The sequence below is a fragment of the Gilliamella sp. wkB7 genome (genome assembly GCF_001693435.1).
Lineage (GTDB): Bacteria > Pseudomonadota > Gammaproteobacteria > Enterobacterales > Orbaceae > Gilliamella > Gilliamella apicola_N.
In genome coordinates this window covers 125,426-150,906 of record NZ_CM004509.1, presented here as the reverse complement: position 1 = coordinate 150,906, position 25,481 = coordinate 125,426, and the positions used below count along the sequence as shown (strand labels likewise).

General features: G+C 32.2%; 35 protein-coding genes. 23 read left to right on the top strand and 12 right to left on the bottom strand.

Annotation, left to right across the window (positions count from 1 at the left end):
- Positions 1-236: 236 nt before the first annotated feature.
- Positions 237-1,106, bottom strand: coding sequence for a co-chaperone YbbN (locus A9G17_RS00720; RefSeq protein WP_065737054.1), 870 nt, complete (start codon positions 1,104-1,106; stop codon positions 237-239).
- A gap of 27 nt (positions 1,107-1,133) precedes the next feature.
- Positions 1,134-1,904 (bottom strand): SDR family oxidoreductase, encoded by a 771-nt coding sequence (locus tag A9G17_RS00715; protein WP_065737053.1) that lies wholly within the window; start codon positions 1,902-1,904, stop codon positions 1,134-1,136.
- A gap of 101 nt (positions 1,905-2,005) precedes the next feature.
- Here A9G17_RS00715 and A9G17_RS00710 point away from each other — a divergent pair, with 101 nt between their 5' ends.
- Positions 2,006-2,698, top strand: a complete 693-nt coding sequence (locus tag A9G17_RS00710; protein ID WP_065737052.1) for a 5'-methylthioadenosine/adenosylhomocysteine nucleosidase — start codon at positions 2,006-2,008, stop codon at positions 2,696-2,698.
- Positions 2,699-2,725: 27 nt separating this feature from the next.
- On the opposite strand, the gene rnd is transcribed toward A9G17_RS00710, so the two are convergent.
- Positions 2,726-3,808, bottom strand: coding sequence for a ribonuclease D (gene rnd / locus A9G17_RS00705; RefSeq protein WP_065737051.1), 1,083 nt, complete (start codon positions 3,806-3,808; stop codon positions 2,726-2,728).
- 11 nt (positions 3,809-3,819) lie between these two features.
- Entirely contained in the window at positions 3,820-4,989 is a 1,170-nt protein-coding gene (locus tag A9G17_RS00700; RefSeq protein WP_065737050.1) for a metallophosphoesterase, read from the bottom strand.
- A 71-nt stretch (positions 4,990-5,060) separates the two neighbouring features.
- Here A9G17_RS00700 and cmoA point away from each other — a divergent pair, with 71 nt between their 5' ends.
- Both cmoA and cmoB read left to right on the top strand, forming a co-directional pair.
- Positions 5,061-5,792, top strand: a complete 732-nt coding sequence (gene cmoA / locus A9G17_RS00695; RefSeq protein ID WP_081301613.1) for a carboxy-S-adenosyl-L-methionine synthase CmoA — start codon at positions 5,061-5,063, stop codon at positions 5,790-5,792.
- 34 nt (positions 5,793-5,826) lie between these two features.
- Positions 5,827-6,795, top strand: a complete 969-nt coding sequence (gene cmoB, locus A9G17_RS00690) for a tRNA 5-methoxyuridine(34)/uridine 5-oxyacetic acid(34) synthase CmoB (RefSeq protein ID WP_065737048.1) — start codon at positions 5,827-5,829, stop codon at positions 6,793-6,795.
- A 393-nt stretch (positions 6,796-7,188) separates the two neighbouring features.
- Here the strand turns inward: cmoB and A9G17_RS00685 are convergent, their stop codons facing one another.
- From A9G17_RS00685 to A9G17_RS13010, 3 genes are all read right to left on the bottom strand, one after another.
- Positions 7,189-7,614 carry a hypothetical protein gene (locus tag A9G17_RS00685; protein WP_065737047.1) on the bottom strand — a complete coding sequence of 142 codons (426 nt, stop codon included), beginning with the start codon at positions 7,612-7,614 and terminating at the stop codon, positions 7,189-7,191.
- A 511-nt stretch (positions 7,615-8,125) separates the two neighbouring features.
- The gene (locus A9G17_RS00680; RefSeq protein ID WP_065601662.1) at positions 8,126-8,332 is read right to left on the bottom strand and encodes a hypothetical protein; all 207 of its coding nucleotides are present in this window, start codon (positions 8,330-8,332) and stop codon (positions 8,126-8,128) included.
- A gap of 174 nt (positions 8,333-8,506) precedes the next feature.
- Entirely contained in the window at positions 8,507-8,680 is a 174-nt protein-coding gene (locus tag A9G17_RS13010; protein ID WP_176714234.1) for a hypothetical protein, read from the bottom strand.
- A 3-nt stretch (positions 8,681-8,683) separates the two neighbouring features.
- Here A9G17_RS13010 and A9G17_RS00675 point away from each other — a divergent pair, with 3 nt between their 5' ends.
- Positions 8,684-9,070 carry a LysR substrate-binding domain-containing protein gene (locus tag A9G17_RS00675; protein ID WP_065737046.1) on the top strand — a complete coding sequence of 129 codons (387 nt, stop codon included), beginning with the start codon at positions 8,684-8,686 and terminating at the stop codon, positions 9,068-9,070.
- A 58-nt stretch (positions 9,071-9,128) separates the two neighbouring features.
- Here the strand turns inward: A9G17_RS00675 and A9G17_RS00670 are convergent, their stop codons facing one another.
- The 5 genes from A9G17_RS00670 to A9G17_RS00650 all read right to left on the bottom strand — a co-directional run bounded on the left by A9G17_RS00670 (position 9,129) and on the right by A9G17_RS00650 (position 13,879).
- Complete coding sequence (locus tag A9G17_RS00670) at positions 9,129-9,650, bottom strand: SMI1/KNR4 family protein (protein ID WP_065737045.1); 522 nt, start codon at positions 9,648-9,650, stop codon at positions 9,129-9,131.
- Between the two features lie 1,131 nt (positions 9,651-10,781).
- Positions 10,782-11,105, bottom strand: coding sequence for a DUF7716 domain-containing protein (locus A9G17_RS00665; protein ID WP_065737044.1), 324 nt, complete (start codon positions 11,103-11,105; stop codon positions 10,782-10,784).
- A gap of 28 nt (positions 11,106-11,133) precedes the next feature.
- A complete protein-coding gene (locus tag A9G17_RS00660; RefSeq protein ID WP_065737043.1) occupies positions 11,134-11,652 on the bottom strand; it encodes a hypothetical protein in 519 nt (172 codons plus the stop codon).
- An 844-nt stretch (positions 11,653-12,496) separates the two neighbouring features.
- On the bottom strand, positions 12,497-13,498 hold the full coding sequence (locus A9G17_RS00655) for a phage integrase (protein WP_065737042.1): 1,002 nt from the start codon (positions 13,496-13,498) through the stop codon (positions 12,497-12,499).
- Positions 13,499-13,522: 24 nt separating this feature from the next.
- Positions 13,523-13,879 carry a helix-turn-helix domain-containing protein gene (locus tag A9G17_RS00650; protein WP_065737041.1) on the bottom strand — a complete coding sequence of 119 codons (357 nt, stop codon included), beginning with the start codon at positions 13,877-13,879 and terminating at the stop codon, positions 13,523-13,525.
- 142 nt (positions 13,880-14,021) lie between these two features.
- Here A9G17_RS00650 and A9G17_RS00645 point away from each other — a divergent pair, with 142 nt between their 5' ends.
- From A9G17_RS00645 to A9G17_RS13345, 19 genes are all read left to right on the top strand, one after another.
- On the top strand, positions 14,022-14,261 hold the full coding sequence (locus tag A9G17_RS00645; RefSeq protein ID WP_025315541.1) for a MerR family transcriptional regulator: 240 nt from the start codon (positions 14,022-14,024) through the stop codon (positions 14,259-14,261).
- 1 nt (position 14,262) lies between these two features.
- Positions 14,263-14,412: a hypothetical protein gene (locus A9G17_RS13005; protein ID WP_172397882.1), complete on the top strand. Its 150-nt coding sequence runs from the start codon at positions 14,263-14,265 to the stop codon at positions 14,410-14,412.
- Between the two features lie 84 nt (positions 14,413-14,496).
- A complete protein-coding gene (locus tag A9G17_RS00640; RefSeq protein ID WP_065737040.1) occupies positions 14,497-14,799 on the top strand; it encodes a hypothetical protein in 303 nt (100 codons plus the stop codon).
- A gap of 26 nt (positions 14,800-14,825) precedes the next feature.
- Positions 14,826-15,041, top strand: a complete 216-nt coding sequence (locus A9G17_RS00635; protein ID WP_065737039.1) for a DUF2732 family protein — start codon at positions 14,826-14,828, stop codon at positions 15,039-15,041.
- Positions 15,041-15,247 carry a TraR/DksA family transcriptional regulator gene (locus A9G17_RS00630; RefSeq protein ID WP_065737038.1) on the top strand — a complete coding sequence of 69 codons (207 nt, stop codon included), beginning with the start codon at positions 15,041-15,043 and terminating at the stop codon, positions 15,245-15,247. The genes A9G17_RS00635 and A9G17_RS00630 overlap by 1 nt, the downstream gene beginning before the upstream one ends.
- A 16-nt stretch (positions 15,248-15,263) precedes the next feature.
- Entirely contained in the window at positions 15,264-17,417 is a 2,154-nt protein-coding gene (locus A9G17_RS00625; protein WP_065737037.1) for a replication endonuclease, read from the top strand.
- Positions 17,418-17,638: 221 nt separating this feature from the next.
- Positions 17,639-17,821: a hypothetical protein gene (locus A9G17_RS00620; protein ID WP_065737036.1), complete on the top strand. Its 183-nt coding sequence runs from the start codon at positions 17,639-17,641 to the stop codon at positions 17,819-17,821.
- Between the two features lie 689 nt (positions 17,822-18,510).
- Complete coding sequence (locus tag A9G17_RS00615) at positions 18,511-18,951, top strand: D-Ala-D-Ala carboxypeptidase family metallohydrolase (RefSeq protein ID WP_065737035.1); 441 nt, start codon at positions 18,511-18,513, stop codon at positions 18,949-18,951.
- Positions 18,948-19,295 carry a hypothetical protein gene (locus tag A9G17_RS00610; protein WP_065737034.1) on the top strand — a complete coding sequence of 116 codons (348 nt, stop codon included), beginning with the start codon at positions 18,948-18,950 and terminating at the stop codon, positions 19,293-19,295. Before A9G17_RS00615 ends, A9G17_RS00610 begins: the two co-directional genes overlap by 4 nt.
- The gene (lysC, locus tag A9G17_RS13350; RefSeq protein ID WP_437177181.1) at positions 19,192-19,434 is read left to right on the top strand and encodes an Rz1-like lysis system protein LysC; all 243 of its coding nucleotides are present in this window, start codon (positions 19,192-19,194) and stop codon (positions 19,432-19,434) included. The genes A9G17_RS00610 and lysC overlap by 104 nt, the downstream gene beginning before the upstream one ends.
- A 252-nt stretch (positions 19,435-19,686) precedes the next feature.
- Positions 19,687-19,890: a tail protein X gene (locus A9G17_RS00605; protein ID WP_065737033.1), complete on the top strand. Its 204-nt coding sequence runs from the start codon at positions 19,687-19,689 to the stop codon at positions 19,888-19,890.
- Positions 19,891-19,894: 4 nt separating this feature from the next.
- A complete protein-coding gene (locus A9G17_RS00600) occupies positions 19,895-20,272 on the top strand; it encodes a putative holin (protein ID WP_065737032.1) in 378 nt (125 codons plus the stop codon).
- A complete protein-coding gene (locus A9G17_RS00595; RefSeq protein ID WP_065737031.1) occupies positions 20,269-20,556 on the top strand; it encodes a phage holin family protein in 288 nt (95 codons plus the stop codon). The genes A9G17_RS00600 and A9G17_RS00595 overlap by 4 nt, the downstream gene beginning before the upstream one ends.
- Before the next feature lie 198 nt (positions 20,557-20,754).
- Complete coding sequence (locus A9G17_RS00590) at positions 20,755-21,186, top strand: phage tail protein (protein WP_065737030.1); 432 nt, start codon at positions 20,755-20,757, stop codon at positions 21,184-21,186.
- 315 nt (positions 21,187-21,501) lie between these two features.
- Positions 21,502-22,140: a phage baseplate assembly protein V gene (locus A9G17_RS00585; protein WP_065737029.1), complete on the top strand. Its 639-nt coding sequence runs from the start codon at positions 21,502-21,504 to the stop codon at positions 22,138-22,140.
- Entirely contained in the window at positions 22,137-22,490 is a 354-nt protein-coding gene (locus A9G17_RS00580) for a GPW/gp25 family protein (RefSeq protein WP_065737028.1), read from the top strand. The genes A9G17_RS00585 and A9G17_RS00580 overlap by 4 nt, the downstream gene beginning before the upstream one ends.
- Positions 22,478-23,389: a baseplate J/gp47 family protein gene (locus A9G17_RS00575; protein WP_065737027.1), complete on the top strand. Its 912-nt coding sequence runs from the start codon at positions 22,478-22,480 to the stop codon at positions 23,387-23,389. The genes A9G17_RS00580 and A9G17_RS00575 overlap by 13 nt, the downstream gene beginning before the upstream one ends.
- The gene (locus tag A9G17_RS00570; RefSeq protein ID WP_065737026.1) at positions 23,379-24,068 is read left to right on the top strand and encodes a phage tail protein I; all 690 of its coding nucleotides are present in this window, start codon (positions 23,379-23,381) and stop codon (positions 24,066-24,068) included. Before A9G17_RS00575 ends, A9G17_RS00570 begins: the two co-directional genes overlap by 11 nt.
- The gene (locus tag A9G17_RS13345; RefSeq protein WP_065737025.1) at positions 24,065-25,474 is read left to right on the top strand and encodes a phage tail-collar fiber domain-containing protein; all 1,410 of its coding nucleotides are present in this window, start codon (positions 24,065-24,067) and stop codon (positions 25,472-25,474) included. The genes A9G17_RS00570 and A9G17_RS13345 overlap by 4 nt, the downstream gene beginning before the upstream one ends.
- Positions 25,475-25,481 lie beyond the last annotated feature (7 nt).

Genomic DNA, 25,481 nt, shown 5'->3' with positions numbered 1-25,481 from the left:
AATTTTATTATTGTTGAATCTCCTCATTTCTCAAAATTTATCCAATACTCTTAGATTCGAATTTTTTTCCTCTAATTTCTTGTTTAATTCATCAACTTTACTTTTATATATTTTTTCTTTCAAAATTTTAATATAAGGTCGAAATAGTTCATCAGTACGACAATCAAGGCTCAATATAGAAAATAACCACATTAACATGCGTAAACAAAATCGTTTATATTTTGGTTTCATAAAAATTAATATAAAAGTGTATAAAGTTTACGGCGATAAGCACTTGCTAAAGGATTACTTGTTCCAAGAGCAGCAAGAAGATCCAGTAATGTTTTTTTCACCTGTCCATCCCCAGCATTTAGATCATGAGTTAATGGTTTAAATAACAATTCTAGTGCTTCTTCATGTCGCCCTACTTGCATTAATTGTGATGATAATTGAATCATAAGTTCAACATTATCAGGTTGTTTGGCAAGTTCAGCTTGCAATTGTTGTAGTTCAGGTGAATTGGCTGCTTGCTCAAGCAATTCTATTTCAGCTTGCAATCCATGAAAATCAGAATCTTGATCTTGAAGAGGAATTGTTGCTAATACTTCTTTAGCTTCACTAAGCTGTTTTTGTTCTATTTGAGCTTTAACTAACATTAAGGCGATATCTGTTCTTGGTTTACCTAAATGATCGGTTAATGTTTTCCATGCTTGTCTTAATAATGGTAAAGCCTGTTCATATTTGGCTTCATTAAACAAATTTTGTGCTTCAATCAATTTAAGTTCATCTTCATTTGGTAGAACTTTCTCTAAAAACGCTCTAATCGTTTCTTCTGGTTGTGGACCTTGAAAACCATCAATAGGTTGTCCATTTTGAAATAAATAAACAGTTGGGATAGCGCGTAAACCAAATTGTGCAGCTAACATCTGCTGCTCATCACAATTTACACTGGCTAATACAAACTGCCCATGATATTCATTTGCTAAATTAGTTAATGTTTGTGTCATTGCTTCATAATTTGGGCTTCTAGGAGACCAAAAATAAAATAACACTGGATATTTAGAAGAGGTTTCTATAACCTCTTGAATATTTTGCTCATTAACATCAAAAATGAATTGGTTTTGCATAATATGTCCTAGTAATATGATGAGTTATTATTTGTTCTTTAAAATTTTATCCATTAATCTATCTGGAAGCAAACGTTTAGCAATAGCTGCAATTTTAGTTACTTTTGTTACCCTGTAACGTATTCTTGGTTTCGGATGTTCTAATGCATGAAACAGATAGGGCAAAACAGCTTCAGGAGGCAGAGTAAAACGTTTTGCAATTGTCGGATTTTTCACAATATTTTCTTTTTCTGTTTGATTAACATTATTAGAGAAATAGGTTTTTAATGGACCCGGCTCAATTAGACAAACTTTAATACCTGTATTACTCAATTCTAATCGTAACACATCAGACCAAGCTTCTAATGCATATTTACTTGCACTGTATGCGCCTCGACCTGGTGTAGCTATAATACCAACAATTGAACTTGTTTGAATAATTCGACCTACATTTTGTGATAACATGGCTGGCAATAGTAGCTGAGTCAACTGATGCACACCAAAAAAATTAGTAGAAAATTGTGATTCCAACTGCTCACGATTTATGCTATTTAATCGTCCATAAACACCAAATCCAGCGTTATTGAATAATGCGTATAACCTACCCCCTGTTAATGCCAATACTTCTTGTGCAGCATGAGTAACTGATTCAGGATTATCTAAATCAAGTAGAACACATTCAAATCCTTGCTCCATGAGTTTTTTTCGATCGGCTTCTTTACGGCATGAAGTAATGACACGATATCCACGTTTTTTAAGGGCAATCGCTGAAATTAAGCCAATCCCACTAGAACAACCCGTAATAAAAATCGTTTGCAACTTTGTTTGCTCCGTTATATTAAAATATTGTCAAGTTTGTTTATAGCAATTATGATAGCACAACTAAATTCAAGTTACTTATTGTAAACCAAGAGGATCAAATGAAAATTGCCATTATTGCCGCAATGGAAGAAGAAGTTGCTATACTTAAAAGCAAAATAACCCATTACCATGTAGAACGCCATTTAGAGTACGACTTTCATCTTGGACAAATCGCAAATTGTGAAATTGTTTTACTGCAATCTGGTATTGGTAAAGTAGCTGCGGCATCTGGTACTACTTTATTATTAAATAATTATAAAGTTGATGCTGTAATCAATACGGGATCAGCAGGAGGACTCTCTTCTGAACTTAATATTGGCGATATTATTGTGTCAAAAGATGTATTTTATCATGATGTTGACTTAACCGCTTTTGGTTATAAGCCTGGACAAATGTCCGGTTGTCCGGTTGCATTTGAAGCCGATTCAAAATATCAATTATTAGCCAAAACTTGCATTAAAAAACATGGTGTTAATGCTATCGAAGGATCAATTGGTAGTGGTGATGCTTTTATAAATGGTAAATCTAATTTAGAAAGAATAAGGCAAACTTTCCCTGACGCAATTGCGGTTGAAATGGAGGCTGCCGCAATCGGTCATGTTTGTTGGTTATATAAGACGCCATTTGTCGTAGTTCGTGCAATTTCAGATAATGGGGATAGTGAATCTGCTATTGATTTCCAATCGTTTTTGAAAGTAGCTGCAGCTCAATCATCATTGATTGTTGAATCAATGTTAAGTGAGCTTGCTTAAAACGCCAATTACCAATATTTATAAAAGTTATAAGCCATATGTTCTAAATAAAGGCTCTCTCCAACCAGATAACAGTTCTGGTTGGCTTCCGTTTTTATCTGCTTGCCATTTTACATATTGATTAATTAATCGCCGTGAAAGTAATAAATCTTGATTCAATCCAGTATGAGAACAAATATCTTGGGCAATAAGTTTTAATTCATCACTAATTTTTTTGTAATTAGGGTAACTCGTTATCCTACAAATTGGCGATAATTCCGGAACAGGTTCTGACAAAATATTTAATATTTTCTGTCCATATAAACGAATTTCTTTCCCTTTCAAGCCTAAATTACCCAGTTGTGCTAATGAATTTGGCGAGTATCGGGCAATGTTCCATAATGTCTTTTCATGTACAACGAAATTCAATGCTAAATCTTGTTCTTTCGCTAATTTATAACGCCAACTGGCTAATTTATATAATTGTCCTAAACTTCGCCCTTTTAATTGCCAACTGTTTTTGATATTCAGATAAGCATCATTTGGATCTATTGTTTCACATTTACGGGCGACAACCATCTGGCTTTCTTGATAAGCTGCTTCTAAATATCCTTTTGAGGTTAATTGTGCTTTTAAAATATTGACTAAAGGATACAAATACAATACATCATTAATCGCATATTCACATTGTTTATCCGTCAATGGTCTCTTTAGCCAATCAGTTCTCGTTTCACTTTTATCAAGTTCCACCTGTAAATATTTATTAACTAAGTTTGCATAACCACTACTTAGTGGATTATCCAAAAATGAAGCCAAGATTTGGCTATCAATAATAGGTGTTGGAATAGAGCCAAATTGATGAAAAAAAACTTCAAGATCTTCGCTACAGGAATGGAAATACTTTTCAATGTTAGGATTACTTAAAATGCTTAAAAAAGCATGCCAATTAGTAATATTAATTGGATCAATGAGCGCTGCGTGCTCACCATTAAAAACTTGTAAAAGCCCTAAATGAGGATAGAACGTTCGTGTGCGAACAAATTCAGTGTCCAAGGCCAAAGCAGTGCTGTTTCCGATTTTTGAACAATAATCAATTAATTGCTCATTATTAACTATATATTGATAAGACAAAGTTTAAATTCCTACATAGAAAAATTAAAGAACTCAGTGGTTTTTTCATCGAATGTTACGTCAATGACGACTATTTCAGAACGTGTCATTAAGCGAATTGGAGGCCCCCAAAAACCAAATCCACTACTTACAATACTGGTAAAATGCTGTTTTGTATTTTTATATATTCCATAATTATTTTTATAGATTAATTTTTCAATAAGGTTAATAGGAAATACTTGACCAGCATGGGTATGCCCAGAAATCATTAAATCGACACCTAAATTTGCAGGTTCATTGAGATCATGTGGCTGATGATCTAACAATATAATTGGTTCGTCGGTATTAGAAAACATGATTAAATCTGACAATGATGCACGTTTAATATCATAATGCGATGAAGAAAAATCATCCCGACCGATGAAAGTAACACCTACGTTATCAAGATAAACGACACCATCTTTTAAAACTTTCATATCAGCTTGTTTAAAAGCATTGATAATATCTTGTTCATGATTATTTTCTTCTTTAATATTCAAATATTCATGATTACCAAAAATAATATAGGTTCCATATTTTGACTTAAATTGCTGAAATTGTTTATTAAAACCTTTTTCAGTAAAAGGTTGTAACCGTCTATCTAATGTATCGCCAGTAATTACAATAAAATCTGCATTGAGTTGATTTACTTTATCAACCATGTCTTGAATTCTATCAGAAGAAGTCATGTCATTAATATGAATATCACTCAATTGCACAATACGAAGTTTATTGACCTTTGCCCTTTTATTAATTTTAACTTGATAGTTAACTACGCTAGGCTCTATCGCCATTTCATGACCGTAATAAAATAATGAAAAAACACCAAGAATATACACAACTTTAGTTGCTAGTTGAGGTTTTAATCTTTTTTTACTGATCCAACGCCCAATATCAAAAATTAATGACATAAAAACACTGCAAATCATTATTGCACAAACATTATTTAAGATTAGTGGAAGCCAATATGTTGAAATGTTTTCAGATAACCTTGATAAGACAATTGATAATCCAGCCATAATAACAACTGTCCAATAAACAATTTGGTAATAACTTGTTAAAGAAAAGTTAAACCAAAACTGCCATCGTTTTCCTAGATAGACAGCCATTAAACCACTAATGATAATAGCTATAGAAATGGCTATGAAAGCTGCAATAGTCATAATTATCCAAACAATAGAAGTCAAAAAATGTTATGATAACAGAATTTATTTCAATAGCACCAATATGTTTTATGAATATTAAAAAAGATCAATTATTTTCTACCCCAATTGATAAACTAGGTGATTGGACATTCGATGAAAAAGTTGCCGAAGTATTCCCTGATATGGTTCAACGTTCCGTACCGGGTTATTCGAATATTATTTCCATGATTGGAATGCTCGCAGAAAGATTTGTTCAACCCAATTCAACAATTTATGATTTAGGTTGTTCATTAGGAGCTGCTACTCTATCCATTCGTCGGAATGTCAATGAAAAAAACTGCCGTATTATTGCTGTTGATAATTCACAGCCAATGGTTCAACGTTGTAAAAGACATATCGAATCTTATAAAGCCATTACCCCAGTCGAAGTGATTTGTGACGATATTTGCAATATTGATATGCAAAATGCCTCAATGGTGGTACTGAATTTTACTTTACAATTTTTAACACCTGAAAATCGCCAACAAGTTTTAAATAAAATTTATCAGGCATTAAAACCTAATGGGATCTTGGTTTTATCTGAAAAATTTAGTTTTATTGATTCAACCGTTGATGATTTGCTGTTTAATATGCATCATGATTTTAAACGTGCAAATGGTTATAGCGAACTTGAAATTAGTCAAAAACGAAACATGCTAGAGAACGTCATGCTTACTGATACCATTGAAACCCATAAAAAACGTTTATCGGATGCAGGTTTTAAACATATCGATACTTGGTTTCAATGTTTTAATTTTGGCTCAATCATTGCCATTAAATAACGCATTAATCTACATTATCAAAAAGGAAAAAAGAATGATTGATTTTGGTGATTTTTACCAGATTATCGCAAAAAATAAATTGAGCAAATGGCTTGAAGTATTACCTGCACAACTTGCCAATTGGCAAAAAAGTAACATTGATAATCGTTTTAATCAATGGCTCAACAGTATTAAACATCTACCTACGATTAAACCTTATCAAATTGATCTATTAAATAGTGTAACGGTCGAAACTGAACAACCGATTTCAATCGGTGACCAACAACGTATTACTCAATTACTTAAAAATATGATGCCTTGGCGTAAAGGTCCTTTTCATCTTTATGGTATTAATATCGATACTGAGTGGCGTTCAGATTGGAAATGGGAACGATTGATTCCGCACATTAATAATCTTGAAGGACAAACAGTTTTAGATGTGGGATGTAATAGTGGTTATCATTTATGGCGAATGGTTGGAGCAGGCGCTAAGCTAGCGGTTGGTATTGATCCTATGGCACTTTACCTTTGTCAATTCGAAGCGATTCGCAAATTGTTGGGTAACGATCAACGTGCTCATTTATTACCGCTTGGAATAGAAGAACTGCCTAAACTCAATGCGTTTGATACCGTATTTTCTATGGGCGTTTTATATCACAGACGTTCTCCTTTGGATCATCTATTTCAATTAAAAGATCAATTGATTGATGGTGGGCAACTAGTACTTGAAACTTTAGTTATTGATGGTGAGCTACATCAAGCTTTAATGCCAGGCGAACGTTATGCGCAAATGCGAAATGTCTATTTTATTCCATCGGTTCCAACGATGATTAATTGGTTACATAAATGCGGATTTTCTGATGTTAAGATGGTTGATAAATCAGTAACGAGTTTGGAAGAACAACGTAAAACCGAATGGATGACATCAGATTCATTAGCTGATTTCTTAGATCCAAATGATTCAAGTAAAACCATTGAAGGCTACCCTGCACCAATGCGGGCAGTATTTATAGCTAAGAAATAAGATTAATTAAGCAACCAACCTCTCATTCTGTTGAAAAGCCCATTTTCTAAGGATGAGCGGTTAACTGATTAAATCAAATATCGTTAACTTTTAGCCCTGATAAAGAACTAAAATTAATTGTAAAAGTACTCTTTAAAACTTTCTGATTTCTATTTTTTAATCACTTTTATAGAATGATTTATAATGTGGAAATTAGGGTTAACAATCAATAATATTTACCATTTTTATCTAGAGTACTTCAAAAAATAATGAAAATTGTAAAAAAGTTTGAGGAAAACTATACGTTTCAGTATAAAACTCATTTATTGATCATTAACCAATACTTTTCGTTATCATCTATATAAGTTAATCTGCAAACAATATTTACAGTTAATTATTTGAAACTAGCTCATTTTATGGACAAATCTCATTCATTGAAAGTATTGCGGGTACAATTCGATGATCAGTATATTCAAAACGAAATAGAAAACGAATATCATAATGATTTAGTACATTAATCAAATTTTCGTTATGACAAAATTCATGATTAAATCTTATCCGCAGATCTTCCGCAAGGTATTGCGCAAGTATGGTTTGGCTATCGGATGGGATTTTAAATTCAAATAAAATATTGTTGCTATTATAGCTAATATTAGTAATTTCGGTGCCATCTGCTGTTTTGAAAGGAAATTTGCCCTTTTTACCTAATAGGGAACTTTTTGCACTCTCAACAATCGCTGAACTTACTTTATCAACCGAAAGTATATCATCATCGCTATAAACGGGAGAAAACACCATAATTCCAGAAAGCAATACCATTAATTTAACCAAATTTCTCATTATTTTATCCTTTAATCCTGCTTTATCACTCTTTTTAGTAAAATGAAGTTTATTCTGGTATACCTATATCAATAGATAATAATAGTAATATTTTATCTTTTTTAATTATTATTTAAATAAATGAAATTTGTTAATTATCATACACAAAATTTTAGAAAAAAAGAGTATCTAATAAATTTATATTTGTCGTTTTAGTCAATATTGCTAATCAATCATTTTTGCGTTGAACCCCACAAATAGAGTGGAATCAGATAAAAAATAAATTTTTATTTATTTTTTAAGTGACATTGTCACATTTATAAAGGCTTGGTCATCTCTATTTTGATGCGTTTAACTCTATTTGTTAATCATTTTATCTATTAAAGTAGTCATAAATATTGATAAAGCGAAAAAGCGTTAAATACCAAAGAGATCATTGGTGTAATAATAAATATTGAGGTGCGATTATATTGATTGAATAAAGTGCATAAAAAAGGTAACACAATGGTTACCTTAGGATATAACAAAAAGATTATTTCTTATTTGGATGAGGATCTTTAACTGAATCACCTTGACCTGACATAATATACCAGCCATTTTTACTATGAGGTTTTTTATTATGTTCTGGGCAAGGAGGTAACGATTTTTTACTTTGGTTTGAATATACATAGCCACAATCAGCACATTTAAAAGTGCCAGCTGAAGCGTCACTACCGTATGCAGCAAATTTTTGTACCATTATAAGCTCCTCCAGTAAATTAATATGAATGATAAGTACAATACTTATCAATTTTATATATAAACGCTGATCTAGCAATAAATCAAGCTAAGAAATGGTTTTATTTTGACCATTTTCATTATTTAAGCATTATTAAAATAGTTAATTTACAAAAAAATTAATTTGAGCAACTTATCACGGATTTATATAAGTTAATTGATGCTGGTCATCAAAACTTATCATAATTTGACCATTAGGATGAGTAACAATTTTTACAGCCGAAAAATCAGTAATTGTGAGTTGTGCGCCAACACTTAATAAGTTCTCTCCCCCAATGCCAACAAGCTGGCTACTCAACCTATTTGTCATGAAATGCTTGCGCTCGCCATACCAGAAAATTATCCAAAAGATCTGAGCAATAACTTTCAAGAAATATTAAATCATTACTCATTATATCAACTTGATAACATTACCTATCCTTGTCTAGCTAAGCAAACCGAACAATTTTTAAAAAGTAATCAAATGAGAGCCAACAAAATTTTTGTAAAAGGTGATCTGACAACTCTGCTAGCTTTAGTTGCTAGTGGTAACGCTGTCGCTTTAATTCCCCAAAGTATGCAGCAATTTCTACCAGTAAAGGTTAAACTGCTCATTCCTGAACAAAATACTGTTCAATGGGAAATTGCAATGGTTTGGAATCACGAAATTAACAATGATTATCGTGATAAATTTATAAAAATCGTCAATACTCAAAAATAATCAACAAGGCATTGATAATTTGTAAAAATATTATGTAACCTAAATAAGTTATAATTATTTAACTTTTCGAAAAAAGATACCAAACAATAAAAATTGCTCCGACTATTATAAATGTTTTAACTAAACGATTTTTTATATCATTACTCACCTTCTTTATCTCAACTGCATCGATGAATTGATCGAATGATTGAATAAAATCATCAAATGAATTGGAAACATGAGCTATTCCCTGATCTTCATTCGACCATAGATAAATAGTTCCATAGTCGTCTTCTTTTAATGAGATTAAATAACTATTAAGGTTATGATCGTAAGCAAAAGGTATCATGAATTGCAATTCTGGATTTTCAATCAATAGTTCATTATATATTCGTGTTATGGTCGAATGACCATATTTGATGCTATAAAAACCACTCAAATATTCACAATTATGATCATTCACTTTAGGAAAATCCCCACCATTAAATTCATGGAAAAAATCGAGAAAAGAAGAAGGAATTTTCTCATTAAATAGTCGGTTGAAATCAATAATATCTTCATAGGTTAATTTTTGTTGACTATTTTCAAGTATCAATGCCATTTTGTGTTTCCTTTTTAATATTAACTATTTTATATCCTATGGTAATCACCCCATGACATATACAATTCTGATATTAATTGTTCAATGATGTATCGTTTTGCATTCCTATAAAATCATTATAAATTAGATAGATAACTACATCTATTTTTAAAGTTAAAGATGATAATTAAAAAATAGTATTGCGAGCGTCTATTAGATCTTATTTCATAATAATAATCAAATGGAGAATGTTTTCGTCGTTCAATGTGATTAACTGAACTGATTGTAACAGAAAACTTGCACAAATTTTTGTCGATTTTGTCCTTTTTGTTTTTTTTAAGAATATAAATACAAAGTAGTCTTATATTTTTTAGAATTTACGTAAAAATTGGGATTCTGTTCACAATTGAACATTTAAATAAAAAGTATTATTTTCTTATAACCGTTAATTACTGATTTTCCTGTATTTGCTTTGATATTTCTATAATCAAGAAAACTATCACAATCCAAGTTAAAAATTGGATATAAACCTATTTTTCTTTGTTCTGAATTACAATAAAACGGCATAATATCTATTGATTAAATGATTTTATATTATTTAATATTTTAACAATTTCAAAAAAATTTATTATTTTAAATGTTAGTAGTTTTTTAAGTCATCTCAATTCCAACATTCGATGATTCTTAAAATAATATTGTTTTGATTTTCTATTATTAATTAGATAATAACGTAAAACTAATAACTAACTTTGCCAAGAAGTTTGAGGTCTTACCTATGTTTCAGTATAAAATGTCAAATTATCTTTAGATCTAATATTATTTATAAGTATCATAATCGAATAATTAATTAGTTTCAGTCTAATCATTTTTAAATATATATTCTCACAGTTGTATTTCACTAAAATTATGCTAGTTTTATTAATATACTACTCTATCGGGTACTTGTTCACCAAATCATACGATAGGTTTAATATTTAACTAGAGTGATTGGAGATTTTATTTAAAGTTGAAAACTTTCGGTTGATGTATTTTGATTGTCGATATTATTAACCAAACGACTTTAGAATCATTAGTTGCTTAAAATTTGTTACTATTTAGTAATATATTAATGTGCGATTTGCAATAGGAATAATTTATTGAAATTCAATGAATTTAATCATCATATTGTAAAAAAGCATCATTTTCAAAAAAGAAAACAAAAGAATTAAATAAATCATATAATGTTAATTTGTCTAATTGATTCTTAGCTACATCAATAATACTTTCAATATCCCCTTTCTCTAATGTTGGTATCCAATTTTCTTCAATAGCTTTCTTAGGTAAATTAATTTGGTAATTTTTGTCAATATCCTCATCATCACAAAAGAATCCCATTGTATCAAGTGTCCAAGATTTTGAATCAGGAGGCAAATAAAACCAATCATTTGGCATGTTTTCAATATCAATCAATACATCTTGTATAGATATTAAAGCCATTTTTACTCCATAATATTTATAAATAATTTTATTTGTCTTGTAGACAATTTTCTTTTACTAATGTATTAGGATAGATTTGAAAATAGCGCTTAAACGAGACTGGACATGTCACTAAAGGCGAATATTTTAAAGCCCATGGCAAACTTTTAATCGGCTTGCTGAACAGTTTAATTATCCAACCATCACTACCGTTTGGCGACATAAATTTAAAACTTATGGAATCGTCATTTAGGATTTCAATATCTCCAATCTTGAAAATACTTGGTGTTAACCAACCAGTCAGCCCACCAATAACAACATGATCAACAATTTTTTTGCTCTGATAATCAAGCAAATAGATGTACAACTCTTCGTCATAAAGTCCCATATCAATATCGATGACAAACAATAAAAGATAACGATTGTTATAAAGATAAGCTGCTTTTAAATCACAAACTTCCAGTTTGTCATGAAAACAAACACCATCGACTTCAACCTGCGCACCTATTATGCCCTTTTTATTGCGAGGTAACGCTTTTAAAATAATATTGGATAGTGGTTCTATCATGATCATTTCCTAATAAAAATGCTTAACTCTTATACAATAATATTAACAAAAAACTTTATCAATATAAAAGTAGAGATATTCATTATCAGAATAGTAAGTTGGATCTTCTTATAAATAGCATTGATTTTATTAATTGAATTATTATATGAAAAGAAGTATTTTTACTCCCCTTCCTTTTATTTGTAACAAATTATCGCTTTTGATAAATCAAGTAACTTAGTCTAAAAAAGGGTTCTATTTAACGTTTATAATATCTAACCTATCCTGTTTTTTAACACTGATTTACAAAAAGATTTTTTAAATTATCAATTGCACTCATTGACTCATTTCTATCAAAAATATATTAGACAGATGGAAAGGTATGAGCGCTTTGTGGTGATATAATCAAATAAAACATGTTCAACATTAGGATATGTAAATAATTTTTTTACATAGGGAATATGGTTTTAATCTACTGCATTATTAAGGCTATCTGCGACTACTGAACCAATCAACGATCTTCTAATACCACCCATTAAAATAACAACAAGAGCACAAGCTGGAATCTTGACGATATATTACTAATTACCTAACCTTCCAAATCAACTTCCTGTAATAGTTCCCCAATTCCCATTCCTTGTTCTACAGTTTCTTTGGAATTAATTTTAGCCTTAAATCAGCAATCGATTATGAGTTTTTTGGATAGAGGTTTTAAATCAATAACTTAGTTATTAATCAATTAGTTAATTATGCATATAAAAACATATTAAGCACTATAAAATCATTTTCGATCGCCAATATACCGCCATTTTTTATTTAATCTAGTTTGTTATTATTGAAATAAAATGACTCAATTTCTATTTAATTAATCATGTTCTAACGGATTTAATCTCACGGCATCTTCGAAGTGATCGGGAGCAAAATGAGCGTAGCGCATGGTCATTTTAATATCGGTGTGACCTAATATTTTTTGCAGGACTAATATATTGCCACCATTCATCATAAAGTGGCTCGCAAAAGTGTGGCGTAATACATGTGTTAATTGTCGATCAGGTAGCTCAATACCAGTTCTATCTAATGCCGAGCGAAAGGCCGAATAACAACCAGTAAAAAGCTGGCCATTTTTATTGGGAATTTGTTGAAATAACTCATCACTAATTGGAATTGTGCGGTTACGTTTACCTTTAGTATTAATGTAGGTGATTTTTCCGTCTTTGACTTGAGCGCTTTTTAAGCTTTCAGCTTCACTCCATCTGGCACCAGTTGCTAAACAAATTTTAACAATAATGGGTAAATCGGTTGCACTACTTTGCTGACAAGAATTGAGTAAAGATTGAATTTGTTCTTTGGATAAATAAGCCATCTCTTGTTCATCAGTTTTAAATGAACGAACGAGTTCTAAAGGATTTTTATGCTGCCACTCCCCTAACCGAATTAATTCGTTAAACATCGCTTTAAAGTAGGTTAATTCAAGGTTCATCGTTCTAGGAGCAACCGTTTTAATGCGATCAGTTCGATATATCTCACCATCAATCCGCTTTTGGCGATAAGTAGTAAATTGTTTTGCAGTGAAATTTGTTGCTAATGGATTGTTCATACAATCACTGGCAAAAAGCATTGCTTTTAATCGAGTTTGACCATCTTTTAAGGTTTGACCGTGCAGCGAATACCAGCTTTGGATTAATTCAGATAAACGACGCTTATCAATTTTTTCATTAATCCAGGGTTTTTGATTTGCTTGCTCTTCAAGATAATTTTCATATGCTAATGCCTCCCCTTTGGTGGCAAAATTTTTACGGATCCTACGACCGCCAGGGAGATATTTTTCAAATAACCATTTTCCATTAGGTTGTTTTCTTACTGACATAATTACAATTAGTCCTTTGCTAATCTAAATCAATTGTCCTTTTAATTCGCTAAATTCTTGTTCAGTAATGGCTCCCTTATCTTTTAAGCTTGCCAACCGTTCAAGTTTAACTAAAGTTTCATCGGAAATAATCGCTTCTTTAGATTGTTCAGCTGGTTTAAATTGTCCTTCACCTGTCGCTAACCATTGTAATGATGCACCAGTTTCATCCATACATTTGACAACAAGATCAGAAGGAAAGAGATCTCGTCGATAACGGATTGATAAACTTGCTGCTGATGTTCCTAAATAATTGCTGTATTCGACTTTGGATTTAAACCCATAAGCCTCAATGATTCTGTCCAATACTTTGGCACCACCAGAATTAAAATTAATACTCATTTTGAATTAAGCCTAAGTTAATTTTAAAATAAAAATATAATTGACATTAAGCTTAGCTTAATGATAAATTATATTTAGTTTAATTTTACATATAAATACACATAATTACATATAAGCATATTTATGTTAGGAATAATGCACTATGATGACAACAATTTCAATCACTATTTCTGCTCCGTACGTCACTGTTGATGAATTTGCACGAGTTTCAGGCATGAACCCGCGTACTGTTAAAAAATATGTACATGAAGGATTGCTACCAACGCGAAAAAAAAGAATCACAGGTAAACATGACCGCTCAACAACATTAATTAATATGACCGCCCTTACGCTTGAAGGGGCGAAAGCATTTAATCCTGAACTAAATTTGATGGAGCAATAATATGAGCCAGGCTATCTATTTAAGTCAAAAATCGACTACCCAACCGTTAGTTATTTTTATTCAAATCAATAAACATAATCCAAATGGTTGGATTGAAAAAAGTAATGGTAAAGCCATTAAATTAAAGCAAGTTAATCATCGCCAAAACTAACTCAAACCATTTGATAAAGCCTTTGTCTCTTTCGAAAGACATGGCTCTTTTTTGATTCAAACTACATTTATATAAGGAAGAGCGATGAATAATATTGAACAATCTCGTCAACTTGAACATATAAGACATCTATATCAATTAATTCATGGACATCGCAGCTTAGTTCGCAGCAATTTTAATCGGTTAAAGCCAGGACAAAAAAGACTGTTATTAGCAGCCGCAGGCATAACATCATTAAACACAAGATTGTCGTATTCAGAGCATAATTTAAACTTTGATCAGCTTAACGATAATGAAGTAGATAACTTAGAGATAGGACTTCGCCGTTTACAAGCTATTGTGGATGTTTTTGCTCACTGTGAAGCACAAGATTTTACCAAACAATAATGAATATCAAAATGAGGAAAAAACATATGAACTCAAGCAATATTACTCAATCTAAATTAAACGATATATCGGGAAAAGTTAAACAAAAAACCGAACAACGACTTTGTGATCTTTATATAAATCGCTTAATGCAAATAGGCGGTCATATTTTAGATCAAAATTTAACTGCTAGCGAAGTAAATGAATTGCTTTATCAAGAAGCAGAAAAACTTCGCTATCAAAGTTATGAGACTAACGCCTAATGCGAGATATTATAGACCAAGCAAATGATTTGGCTCAGCTTGAACTCGATAATTTACTTGCTAATCGTCAAACTTTTACCGGCGAATCAGCAAAGGATTGTATCGAATGTGGCGAGCCAATCCCTGAAAAACGTAGACAATTGTTAAAAGGTTGTCAACTTTGTATCGATTGTCAAAGTCTAAAAGAACTGCGAGCCAAACGATAATTGCTACCGAGAATTTATGACCAGTCAATCTTTCTCTTTACCTTTTATTCCAGCTAAAAATAAACATTCACTATTATTAGCTCTGCGTGATTACTATGAAAATATTGGGCAATATTTACCTAATAAAAAATTAGTAAGAACGCCAATAGCCCAGTTTGATTATGAAAAAAAAATGCCACAATCTATCAGCTATAATGAAATTAAATTGTGGCAAGTTGATCAAGAAGACCACCCATTCCGTACTCAATTTTTTAGTGATTTACCTGATTTCTTAGCTGGTTATTTTGCTGATAAATATATTAATCTTTTTCATGCTGAAGGAAGAAAACAAGCCAATAGTTTTTTACGACAAACTTTAGGTGGCAATATTCAGGCAAGAATATCGCAAGTCAAAGCACGTTATCAAGTAGACACGCCCAGTGCCTTATCGATTAATTTTTCCGAGGAATTTGCCCGATTAGCCACATTGAGTACAAAAAAGTTAGTAAAATTAAGTGTTGACATAGTCAATTATCTAAATAAACACATCCAGACCTGTCTTGCCGATCAGGCCTTTTGTTTAACAGATAATAATATTGAGAGCAATAGTTTAGAGCAAAAACTTTATCGAACAGTCTTAAAAGAATTAAATGGAATTAATATTATACCCCCCTATTTTAATGATTTTAAAAATCACAAATTAACTAATGATAATTGTATTAAAGCATTAGCTAAAATAACCAATCATGAATGGTGGCAACGTAAATTAAAAACTCGCAGAGATTTTGAACATGAACATTTTGCAATTGCCGTAGGCCAAGTACAAAAAAAGGCATCTCCTTATGCTAGTCGTAGCTGTCAAATGGAATGGCAAGAACAAAAACGTCGCAATCAAAAATATCTTGAAAAGATGGCAATAGAAAATCCAGAAACGGGTGAACAAATACCATTGGAGTTACAAGTTTATAAATCGGTAGCTAATCCAGCAATAAGACGTGTAGAACTTATGACACGAATGCGCGGCTTTGAAGATTTAGCAGATCAGTTAGGTTATCAAGGTGCTTTTATAACCTTGACAGCCCCAGCTAAATATCACAGTGTGCATGCTAAAGGCGGCTTTGTTGAGAACTGGCAAGGTAACACTCCACGAGAAACACAAGCCTACTTATGCAAAATTTGGTCACGAATTCGGGCTAAATTAAATCGTGAAAATATTCAATTTTTTGGTTTTCGTGTTGCCGAACCTCATCATGATGGTACACCTCACTGGCATATTTTAATCTTTATGCATCCAAAAGATATTAAAAAAGCTTTTTATAGTATGTGGATATATGCTATGGATGAAGATGGAGAGGAAAAAGGTGCAGCCATCAATCGTTTTGAATTTAAAAATATTGATAAACAAAAAGGATCTGCAACTGGCTACATCGCCAAATATATTGCCAAAAATATTGATGGATATGCACTAGAAAACGAAATTGATACGCAAACAGGCGAAAACTTAAAACTATCATCTAAAGCGATAACCGCTTGGGCCAGCCGCTGGAAGATTCGCCAATTTCAACAATTAGGGGGGGCACCCGTCAGTGTATGGCGAGAACTGCGTCGTTTAAAAAATAAAAAAGTAGCCAATGATATTATCGATCCAGTATTAGCATCGGCCGATATTGGTGATTGGGCAGCTTATACTACTCATCAAGGTGGACCATTAGTCAAACGCAAGGATATTAAAGTCCGACTTGCTTATGAGGATAAAGTTAATCAATATGAAGAAATTATCAAAAAAATTAAAGGGGTCTATGCACCGATTCATGGTTTTGCATCTTTTATTTGCACCCGATTAATTAAATGGAAGCTAGTTCCCAAAAATATCAGTAATGGCGTAAAAACTAATGATGTATCTTTATTGCGGGCGGAACGCACGCCTTGGAGTTCTGTCAATAACTGTACTCACACAGTTAATTTTGAACAACAAAGACAAACTATTAAGCAACAACTGAAAATTATCGGTTTACCAGATAATGATTTAAATGTGAATCAACTCTACTTAAGACGAAGTATCAGACTAAATGCGCATCAGCATCTTATGTTAACTGATTCTCTAAATGGGCTTCATCTAATAGTAAATAATCATTATATTAAACAGAAAAAAAGACCACTTAAAAACTATATCAATGCCACATTTAACTAAAGCAAAAAAGACATTATTGGTGTTTTTTACTTAGTGAATAGTGTAAGATGTTAAGTTAAAAATATATAAAAATGCTAAATATTTTAGCAAAAAATAAACAAATATACTAAATATATTAGAAATTATTAACTACTTTTGTTTTAAGTCATTTTAAAGTGACTTGATCGAAAAAGTAATTATTATGTACTAAATATAAAAACAGCATTTGAGGAGAAATTGAAATGAATGAATTGGAAAAAATAAAAACAATAGAACGTGCAGAACTACTTTCACGAATCATTACTGAACATATTCATTTACGGGAGCCGGATAAAGACATAATAATGTTTTGGTTTCGGGATTTACTTGAGCCATTAAAGGAGCAAATAGCCACTAAACATCCGGATAACCCAAATAATCCATAATCACTTTAGGATAGTTGAAAATAGTTCATGCCCACTTAACTATAATCATCAACTATCCACTATATAATCTAAAAAACTAAACTTAATGAAAGCTTCTCTTTATATCCTAATAACATAAATTTATTCATTATTTGCTAATAATTATTGTCAATAATTCATTATAGCAATGACTATTTATATAAATTAAACTTTAATACTTAAATTTTTAATTAACATCTGAAACCAGACAAATACTCATTTTTTTTAGTCAAAATACATGATTTTAATTGTCTAAACTCTCACTACAAAATCTTATCAACAATAATTATTAATCAATTGATTAATAACAAATTTTAAAAATTAACTTTTCATTATAAATTAGGAGGAAAGAGTGAAAAACTGTATAATTAAACAGTGTTAAGGAGTTGCTTTTTTTATCCTTTGATTCTTGATAACTGATATCAGGATTGGAATATGCTTATTAAAAAGGATAGTAAAAAATGATAGCAAATTTCGCATTACAACATTAATTGATTAAATGTTTATTTTCGGCTTTTGCTGGAACATTAGTCTTTTTAGTGTTTAGCTGTTTTAATTGGCAATCTGAACTTACCTGCGACATAGCTATGGCCAAGGTAGTTGGTCGGGAGTCAGCTTAATTTAAATTCGAAATAAAAATTAGTTAAATATATCAAAGGAAATGAAAAGTCATGAAATTAACCGAACACTTCACATTAGAAGAATTTACTCGCTCAACAACAGCCACTCGACTAAAAATAGATAATCATGTGCCAGATGAATTAATGGTAAATATTTATCTGACAGCTAATAAATTAGAATCAGTTAGAGAAGTTTTAGCCCATCCAATCATCATCACATCTGGATACCGCTGCCCTGCTTTAAATAATCAGGTGGGAGGGTCGCAAACCAGCGCCCATACCAAAGGGTTAGCAGTTGATTTCCACTGTGCTTACGGTAATCCAAAACAAATTTGCCAACGATTAATTATGGCTGACGTTGAATTTGACAAAATCATCCAAGAATATAATCAATGGGTTCATATTGAATTTAGTCACATAAACCAACGCCGTCGTGTACTTACTGCAGTTAAACAAAACGGAAAAACTATTTATTTACCAGGATTAATATGAACAAAAACAACGTCACTATTGCTTTTGCATTTATGTTATTGTTTTTTATTATTAGCGATTTACTGCATGCTAAACAATTAGCACAAAATGAAGCTAGTCAATTGGCTCAAAAATTAGGTCAATTACAGCAAATAATTATAAAAAATAATCAAATTATTGCTAATAATGAAAAAAATAAACAGTCTTTAGAACAGCAATCGTTACAAAATCAGGAACAGATTAATGGTCAACTCAAAGAGAATTATTGCGCTAACCAGCTGGTGCCTCTGCCTATTTCTGGTAGCTTGTACAACCGAGCGAAAAATCTTCGTCAGTCAACCAATACCAGCGAATTTACTCATTAGTTGTCAGCCGAATTTGCCTCCAAAACCAATGACCTTTGGTGATAGTCTTAAATACAACGAACATCTATTGCATGTCATTGAAAAATGTAATGCGGATAAACAGGCCATTCGAGAGATTAATAACTCTGACGGCAACTGATTTTTGTTAATTGAAATACAATACTTTATCGTATTGTATTTCAATTTGTCACAATTTGGCTTAATTGCTTAAAAATGATTTAACAACGACCATAATATTAAAAAGATATTTATAACGAGTGACCCTCACACCTCGGCGGTGCAATGGTTTTAATAGATCGATACCTTTGTTGTCCGCCGAGATCTATTTATTAAAACATCATCAATGTCGCTGTTAAAAATAAGTCTAAATTAACTATGGAGTAATTTAAAAATGATTGTTTATACCATGCAAAATGAAACTATTGATGCACTAGCCTATCGAGTTTTTGGTAAAACAGCGGGAATTGTAGAAATAATTTATCAAAACAACCCAAAACTATGTGAATTGCCAGCGATATTACCTATGGGTTTAGAAGTAAACGTTCCAGAATCAGTATCTGAAAAAAATTTTAATTCTATAAATTTATGGGACTAACTTAATGACAGAACCCACCAGTTTAACTTTTACCTCATTTATAAGCGCTTTTTCATTATCAATGATTTATCCAAACATTGAAAATGGGATTATCTTAGGCGCTCTTTGTGGTTCTATTTTATTAGTAATTAGTGAACAATGTATTTCTCTTTTGCGTCGTATCGTCCTATTTCTTATCTCATTTTCTATGGGGTTACTCTTAGCTGAGATGACGCTGTATTTACTCATCCCAATTTTTCCAACCAATATTCAAACTAAAATGCCACTTGGCTTAGGTGCATTAATTTCATCAGCTATTAGCGTTAAATTATTACTATGGTTAATTAAAAAATTCGATGATCCAACTAACTTTTTCAATTACTTTAGAGGCAAAAAATCATGATAACGACACTTAATACTATTTTTTGTTTAATGATTGCAGTGCGATTATTTACTTTTGATCGTAACAATTACCGCTACAAAATTAAATACTGTTGGTTAGCTTGGTTGATGATTGTATCAAGTGCTGCTGTTAGCTTATTTTCATTTATCGATCTACCCCATCGTGCTTATCTAGCTCAAGTTGTGATGAACATAACATTATTACTTTGTTTATTTAAAAGTAAAGGCAACATAAGCATTCTAAGTCGTTCAGCAAAATCGGCTAACAAAACAAATTCACAATAAAATAATTGTGATAAATTGAAAAATAGCCGTTTAAGCAAGTAAATAGCTGAATTAAATATTTGGACCAATGCGAATGGATTGAGAATTGAGAATTGAGAATTGAAAGTTATTTTATTTCAACCTCAGCTATCTTTCACTAAATTAAAATTAACTGTTTTAAAGTAACCAAGATTATTCATAAATATTAGAAGGATCGGTATGAAAAAAATTAACGATTTAAAAAAATATCTGTTAAAAAAAAATCTGCTAGACAATAACTCAGCAACTAAAAATCAATTTATCGTCAAAGATGGTATTGTTGAGCCTTTCTCTGTGGACAATTCAGGATTCCAATACCATTTCACCTTATCGATGAATTTAACTAATTATCGCTACCCTTTTGAAGATTTAATCGCCAGCATAGTCATTTGGATGCAAGCCAATCAGCCAGATGCCATGATAAGTCTACAATCGCGCCAACAAGCAATTAAATTTAACATTGCAAATATCATTGGCAATCAGTGTGATTTAACAATTGAATTAACATTATCAGAACGGATCAAATCAATACAACAGCAAGATAAATTGGAATTTAACTCATTAACCGACCGAATAATTTTGCAAGAACCATTAGAAAAGTATGGCTATTAATAACTGTTACTTTGCGTAGCAAATAAAATGCTGACATTAGCATAGACATTTCAAATTTAATGACAAATAGATGTTATTAGGGGCTTTAAACCCCCTTTCTCCGACTTTTTTGATGTTAAAGATTCTTTTTTAATATTCATTTAACATAGTGTTTTATTATTTTATTTAAAACAAAAAATGATTAATCAAGAAGTTATTGATTAAATTATTTCAAATAAAACATAAATTTTAGTTAACTCACTGAAAATTTGTAATCCCAACCACTACAACTACACTTACTTTATTTTTAATTGATAAAATTTCATCATAGTCGTTATGGAAAATTATCATCCCGCCGACCTAGTCGACATTCTTCGAAAAATTGAAAACCTGATTCGCCCTGGTGTAATTTATCAAACCAATGGCGATCGGGTTAAAGTCCGTACAGGTGAATTAATTACAACTTGGTTACCTTGGTTTAGTCATCGTGCAGGTAAAAGCCGTACTTGGTGGCGCCCATCGGTAGGTGAACAAGTATTTATTTTGAGCCCTCATGGTAACCTTTTGTTAGGTTGTGTATTACCTAGCATTTATTGTGATACAAATCCTGCTCCAGCTAAATCTGAAGATGGTTATTTTGTGACATTCCCTGATGGTGCATCATTTGAATATGAACCAGAAACTAGTCAATTAACCATCAAAGGTATCAAAATCGCTGTGATTGAGGCCAGTGAGCAAATAACCGCTAAAGCAGGTAGCAAAATTCAACTTGATGCTCCGTTAGTAGAGTGTAGTGATCATGTAACATTCAAATCTTTTAGTGCAAGTGGTGGTGGAGCTAAAGGGAATACAGGTACATTAACTGGTAATGTCATTCATAAACAAGGTCAATTATCATCAAACGGTGTTGTATTAGATTCTCACATCCACATTGGCGTTAAAGCTGGTGGTGATTCAACAGGAAAACCACAATGAGTTATATAGGCATGAACAGCAAAACAGGACGAACAATTAGCGATATGGAACATATCAATCAATCAGTTAAAGATATTCTTACCACACCAATTGGTTCCAGAATAGAGAGGCGCAATTATGGTTCATTACTGTTTTTACTTTTAGATAACCCGAATACAGAAGCAACAAAATTACGCGTGGTTTCAGCAACGGTATTGGCACTATCTCAATGGGAACCAAGAATAAAACTTGATACAGTCGATGTTTTACCTGATAAAGAAAAATTAACCTTACAAATAACGGGCTCACGAATAGACAAACCAAATCAAACCTTTACTAGCGAAATTGAGGTAGCAACATGGCGACATTAACTGATCTTTCAAAATTACCTTCTCCAAATGTGATTGAATCGTTAGATTTTGAGGAGATTTTTAATCGTCGCAAAGCTAAATTTCTTTCACTTTATAGCGCTCAAGATCAAGAAGAAGTTGCTAAAACATTACAATTTGAAAGTGAGCCAATAGTAAAACTATTACAAGAAAGCAGCTATTATGAACTGCTCCTACGACAAAGAATAAACGAAGCATCACAAGCACTTATGATTGCTCACGCTAAAGATCAGGATTTAGATAATTTAGGAGCAAACTTTAATGTTCATCGTTTGATCATTCAAGCTGAAGATAATAGTGTTGTACCAGCTATTAAAGAAATCAAAGAAGCTGATAGCAACTTTAGAATGCGAATTCAATCAGCATTTGAAGGCTTATCGGTCGCTGGACCTCGAGCTGCTTATGAATTTTTTGCTCGAAGTGCTGATGGCCGTGTGTTAGATGCCGCAGCAGAAAGTCCATCACCAGCTTGTGTTACATTAGCAATATTAGCACGTGATAATAATGGTATTGCCTCTGATGAATTGATTGAAATTGTTAAAAAAGCGGTTAATCAAGACAATCGTCGTCCGATTGCCGATAGGGTAACCGTTAAATCGGTAGAATTAATTAATTATCAAATCAAAGCAAAACTTTACTTATATCCAGGGCCTGAATCAGAACCAATTAGAAAAACAGTCATGGATAATTTGCAAGCTTATATTAGTGAAAAACATCGAATTGGTCGAAGAATCAGTCGCAGTGCAATCATTTCAGCATTACATGCTGTTGGTGTACAACGTGTTGAACTTCAAGAGCCTGCACAAGATATTATCATCAGCCGTGAGCAAGCTAGCTATTGTTCAAATTATCAAATTGAGGTAGCAGGTTATGGTGAATAAAACACTACTTCCGCCTACAGCTACCAAACTGGAAAAAAAACTTTCACAAACGATTACTTGTGATCCTCCTATACCACTACGCACACTTTGGGATCCACAAACATGTCCATATGAATTACTACCTTATTTGGCATGGCAATATAGTGTAGACCGTTGGGATGAAAAATGGTCTGAGCAGATCAAACGAAAAGTTATAGCTGAAGCGTTTGAGATTCATAAATTCAAAGGTACTAAAGAATCAATTCGCCGTGCTGTCGAGCCATTTGGTTTTTTAATAAAAATTAGTGAGTGGTGGCAAAACGATCAAATTCCAGGTTCTTTTGCGCTAGAAATTGGCGTATCAGATACTGGCATAACCGAAGAATCTTATAAAGAACTTAGTCGCATAATTGATGATGTTAAACCCGTATCACGTCAATTATCAAATTTGGTTATTCAATTAATATCTAAAGGTTCCTTACCCATTGGTGCTAGTAGCTATGATGGTAATGCTTTAGACATCTATCCCTATATTGCAGAATCAGTAACAACGCAGCATGAGAACCATCTTGGGATAACTATTCACTTAATCAATACGTTAGATATCTATCCCTATATTACTGAAACAATAACAACGCAATATGAAAGCCATTTTGGCACAACTATTCATTTAATCGATACTATGAGGATAACAAAATGAATCAAACATATTATACAGTTTTAACCCAAAAAGGGGTTGCATTATTAGATAATGCAACCTCATTAGGCGTTCCACTTAAAATAACTCAAATGGCAGTGGGTGATGGCAACGGTAATATAACTAAACCCGATGCAACCCAAACCAAATTAGTTAATGAAGTTAGGCGTGCTGCTATCGACACATTATTCGTCGACAATGAAAACCCTTGTCAAATTATTGCAGAACAAGTCATACCTGAAACTGATGGTGGCTGGTTTATTCATGAAATTGGCTTATTTGATGATGAAGATAATCTGATCGCTGTAGGTAACTACCCTGCAACTTATAAGCCTAACTGCCTTGAAGACAGTAGTCGAACACAAGTGATTAGAATGGAGTTCATTGTCGATAACACAGAAGCTATTGAGCTGAAAAACGAAACAATCGAAGTATTTGCTGCGCGGAAATACATTGAACCAAGAGCCGACGCTACTCAAACGGCTGCAACTCAAAAATATGTTAATGATACAATTACCGCAAAAATCACTGCCCATGAAAAATCAACCAATCACCCAGATGCCACCACTAGTGCCAAAGGTTTTGTGCAACTGAATTCAGCAATTAATTCTAAGCTCGAAACTCAAGCCGCAACACCACGAGCGGTCAAAAAAGTGTATGATAATGCAGTAAAACGTGCTGGTGACACAATGACGGGTCAATTAACATTATCAAATAACGGATTGAAAATAAATTATGCTAACAATGATTCAATGACATTGATGACTTTAAGCGATAAATATTCACATTCGTTTTATGATGCTAAAACTAACACATCGAAAAGCAAATTAGACTACAATTCAACCCAAAACATTTGGCAATTCAAAAATGTAGATGATGTAACTATTAACGATAAGTCAGTTCTAAAAGCAGGTGATCATGGGATTGGTACATATGACGGTGCTAATTTGGATGATCCAGAAAAACGATTGTTAGCCGGTTTCTATGGCATAGATACCGATCAACTTCTCTCAAGTCTCCCAAATGTACATGGTTCTGGAACGCTGGCAGTGTATGGTAGTAAAACTCGATGGACTAGATTCATTGAGCAATTATATATTGCAGAGACTACTCTACCAAGAACACCAAGACTTTTCAGCCGTTGTGGAGCTTATAATAGTAAAGATGCTTGGGTTGAGTCTATCACAGAAGCAAATATAGACCGTTTTTTAACAACACCTGTCGGCGTGCCACAACCGTGGCCTAGATCCTTTGCACCAAAAGGCTATTTATTGTGCAACGGAGCTAGTTTTGATGCAAATAAATATCCGAAACTAAGTTATGCGTATCCGAATGGAAAATTACCAGATTTACGAAAGTGGGATGGTAGTAAAGATATTCAATTTATCTATATAGTTAAAGCTGAATAATCAGGAG

Excerpts from the sequence above, each read along its gene's own strand:
- A9G17_RS00720 (WP_065737054.1), bottom strand. The coding sequence starts at position 1,106 with ATGCAAAACCAATTCATTTTTGATGTTAATGAGCAAAATATTCAAGAG.
- A9G17_RS00710 (WP_065737052.1), top strand. The coding sequence starts at position 2,006 with ATGAAAATTGCCATTATTGCCGCAATGGAAGAAGAAGTTGCTATACTT.
- A9G17_RS00700 (WP_065737050.1), bottom strand. The coding sequence starts at position 4,989 with ATGACTATTGCAGCTTTCATAGCCATTTCTATAGCTATTATCATTAGT.
- cmoA (WP_081301613.1), top strand. The coding sequence starts at position 5,061 with ATGAATATTAAAAAAGATCAATTATTTTCTACCCCAATTGATAAACTA.
- cmoB (WP_065737048.1), top strand. The coding sequence starts at position 5,827 with ATGATTGATTTTGGTGATTTTTACCAGATTATCGCAAAAAATAAATTG.
- A9G17_RS00685 (WP_065737047.1), bottom strand. The coding sequence starts at position 7,614 with ATGAGAAATTTGGTTAAATTAATGGTATTGCTTTCTGGAATTATGGTG.
- A9G17_RS00680 (WP_065601662.1), bottom strand. The coding sequence starts at position 8,332 with ATGGTACAAAAATTTGCTGCATACGGTAGTGACGCTTCAGCTGGCACT.
- A9G17_RS13010 (WP_176714234.1), bottom strand. The coding sequence starts at position 8,680 with ATGACAAATAGGTTGAGTAGCCAGCTTGTTGGCATTGGGGGAGAGAAC.
- A9G17_RS00675 (WP_065737046.1), top strand. The coding sequence starts at position 8,684 with ATGCTTGCGCTCGCCATACCAGAAAATTATCCAAAAGATCTGAGCAAT.
- A9G17_RS00670 (WP_065737045.1), bottom strand. The coding sequence starts at position 9,650 with ATGGCATTGATACTTGAAAATAGTCAACAAAAATTAACCTATGAAGAT.
- A9G17_RS00665 (WP_065737044.1), bottom strand. The coding sequence starts at position 11,105 with ATGGCTTTAATATCTATACAAGATGTATTGATTGATATTGAAAACATG.
- A9G17_RS00660 (WP_065737043.1), bottom strand. The coding sequence starts at position 11,652 with ATGATAGAACCACTATCCAATATTATTTTAAAAGCGTTACCTCGCAAT.
- A9G17_RS00655 (WP_065737042.1), bottom strand. The coding sequence starts at position 13,498 with ATGTCAGTAAGAAAACAACCTAATGGAAAATGGTTATTTGAAAAATAT.
- A9G17_RS00650 (WP_065737041.1), bottom strand. The coding sequence starts at position 13,879 with ATGAGTATTAATTTTAATTCTGGTGGTGCCAAAGTATTGGACAGAATC.
- A9G17_RS00645 (WP_025315541.1), top strand. The coding sequence starts at position 14,022 with ATGATGACAACAATTTCAATCACTATTTCTGCTCCGTACGTCACTGTT.
- A9G17_RS13005 (WP_172397882.1), top strand. The coding sequence starts at position 14,263 with ATGAGCCAGGCTATCTATTTAAGTCAAAAATCGACTACCCAACCGTTA.
- A9G17_RS00640 (WP_065737040.1), top strand. The coding sequence starts at position 14,497 with ATGAATAATATTGAACAATCTCGTCAACTTGAACATATAAGACATCTA.
- A9G17_RS00635 (WP_065737039.1), top strand. The coding sequence starts at position 14,826 with ATGAACTCAAGCAATATTACTCAATCTAAATTAAACGATATATCGGGA.
- A9G17_RS00630 (WP_065737038.1), top strand. The coding sequence starts at position 15,041 with ATGCGAGATATTATAGACCAAGCAAATGATTTGGCTCAGCTTGAACTC.
- A9G17_RS00625 (WP_065737037.1), top strand. The coding sequence starts at position 15,264 with ATGACCAGTCAATCTTTCTCTTTACCTTTTATTCCAGCTAAAAATAAA.
- A9G17_RS00620 (WP_065737036.1), top strand. The coding sequence starts at position 17,639 with ATGAATGAATTGGAAAAAATAAAAACAATAGAACGTGCAGAACTACTT.
- A9G17_RS00615 (WP_065737035.1), top strand. The coding sequence starts at position 18,511 with ATGAAATTAACCGAACACTTCACATTAGAAGAATTTACTCGCTCAACA.
- A9G17_RS00610 (WP_065737034.1), top strand. The coding sequence starts at position 18,948 with ATGAACAAAAACAACGTCACTATTGCTTTTGCATTTATGTTATTGTTT.
- A9G17_RS00605 (WP_065737033.1), top strand. The coding sequence starts at position 19,687 with ATGATTGTTTATACCATGCAAAATGAAACTATTGATGCACTAGCCTAT.
- A9G17_RS00600 (WP_065737032.1), top strand. The coding sequence starts at position 19,895 with ATGACAGAACCCACCAGTTTAACTTTTACCTCATTTATAAGCGCTTTT.
- A9G17_RS00595 (WP_065737031.1), top strand. The coding sequence starts at position 20,269 with ATGATAACGACACTTAATACTATTTTTTGTTTAATGATTGCAGTGCGA.
- A9G17_RS00590 (WP_065737030.1), top strand. The coding sequence starts at position 20,755 with ATGAAAAAAATTAACGATTTAAAAAAATATCTGTTAAAAAAAAATCTG.
- A9G17_RS00585 (WP_065737029.1), top strand. The coding sequence starts at position 21,502 with ATGGAAAATTATCATCCCGCCGACCTAGTCGACATTCTTCGAAAAATT.
- A9G17_RS00580 (WP_065737028.1), top strand. The coding sequence starts at position 22,137 with ATGAGTTATATAGGCATGAACAGCAAAACAGGACGAACAATTAGCGAT.
- A9G17_RS00575 (WP_065737027.1), top strand. The coding sequence starts at position 22,478 with ATGGCGACATTAACTGATCTTTCAAAATTACCTTCTCCAAATGTGATT.
- A9G17_RS00570 (WP_065737026.1), top strand. The coding sequence starts at position 23,379 with ATGGTGAATAAAACACTACTTCCGCCTACAGCTACCAAACTGGAAAAA.
- A9G17_RS13345 (WP_065737025.1), top strand. The coding sequence starts at position 24,065 with ATGAATCAAACATATTATACAGTTTTAACCCAAAAAGGGGTTGCATTA.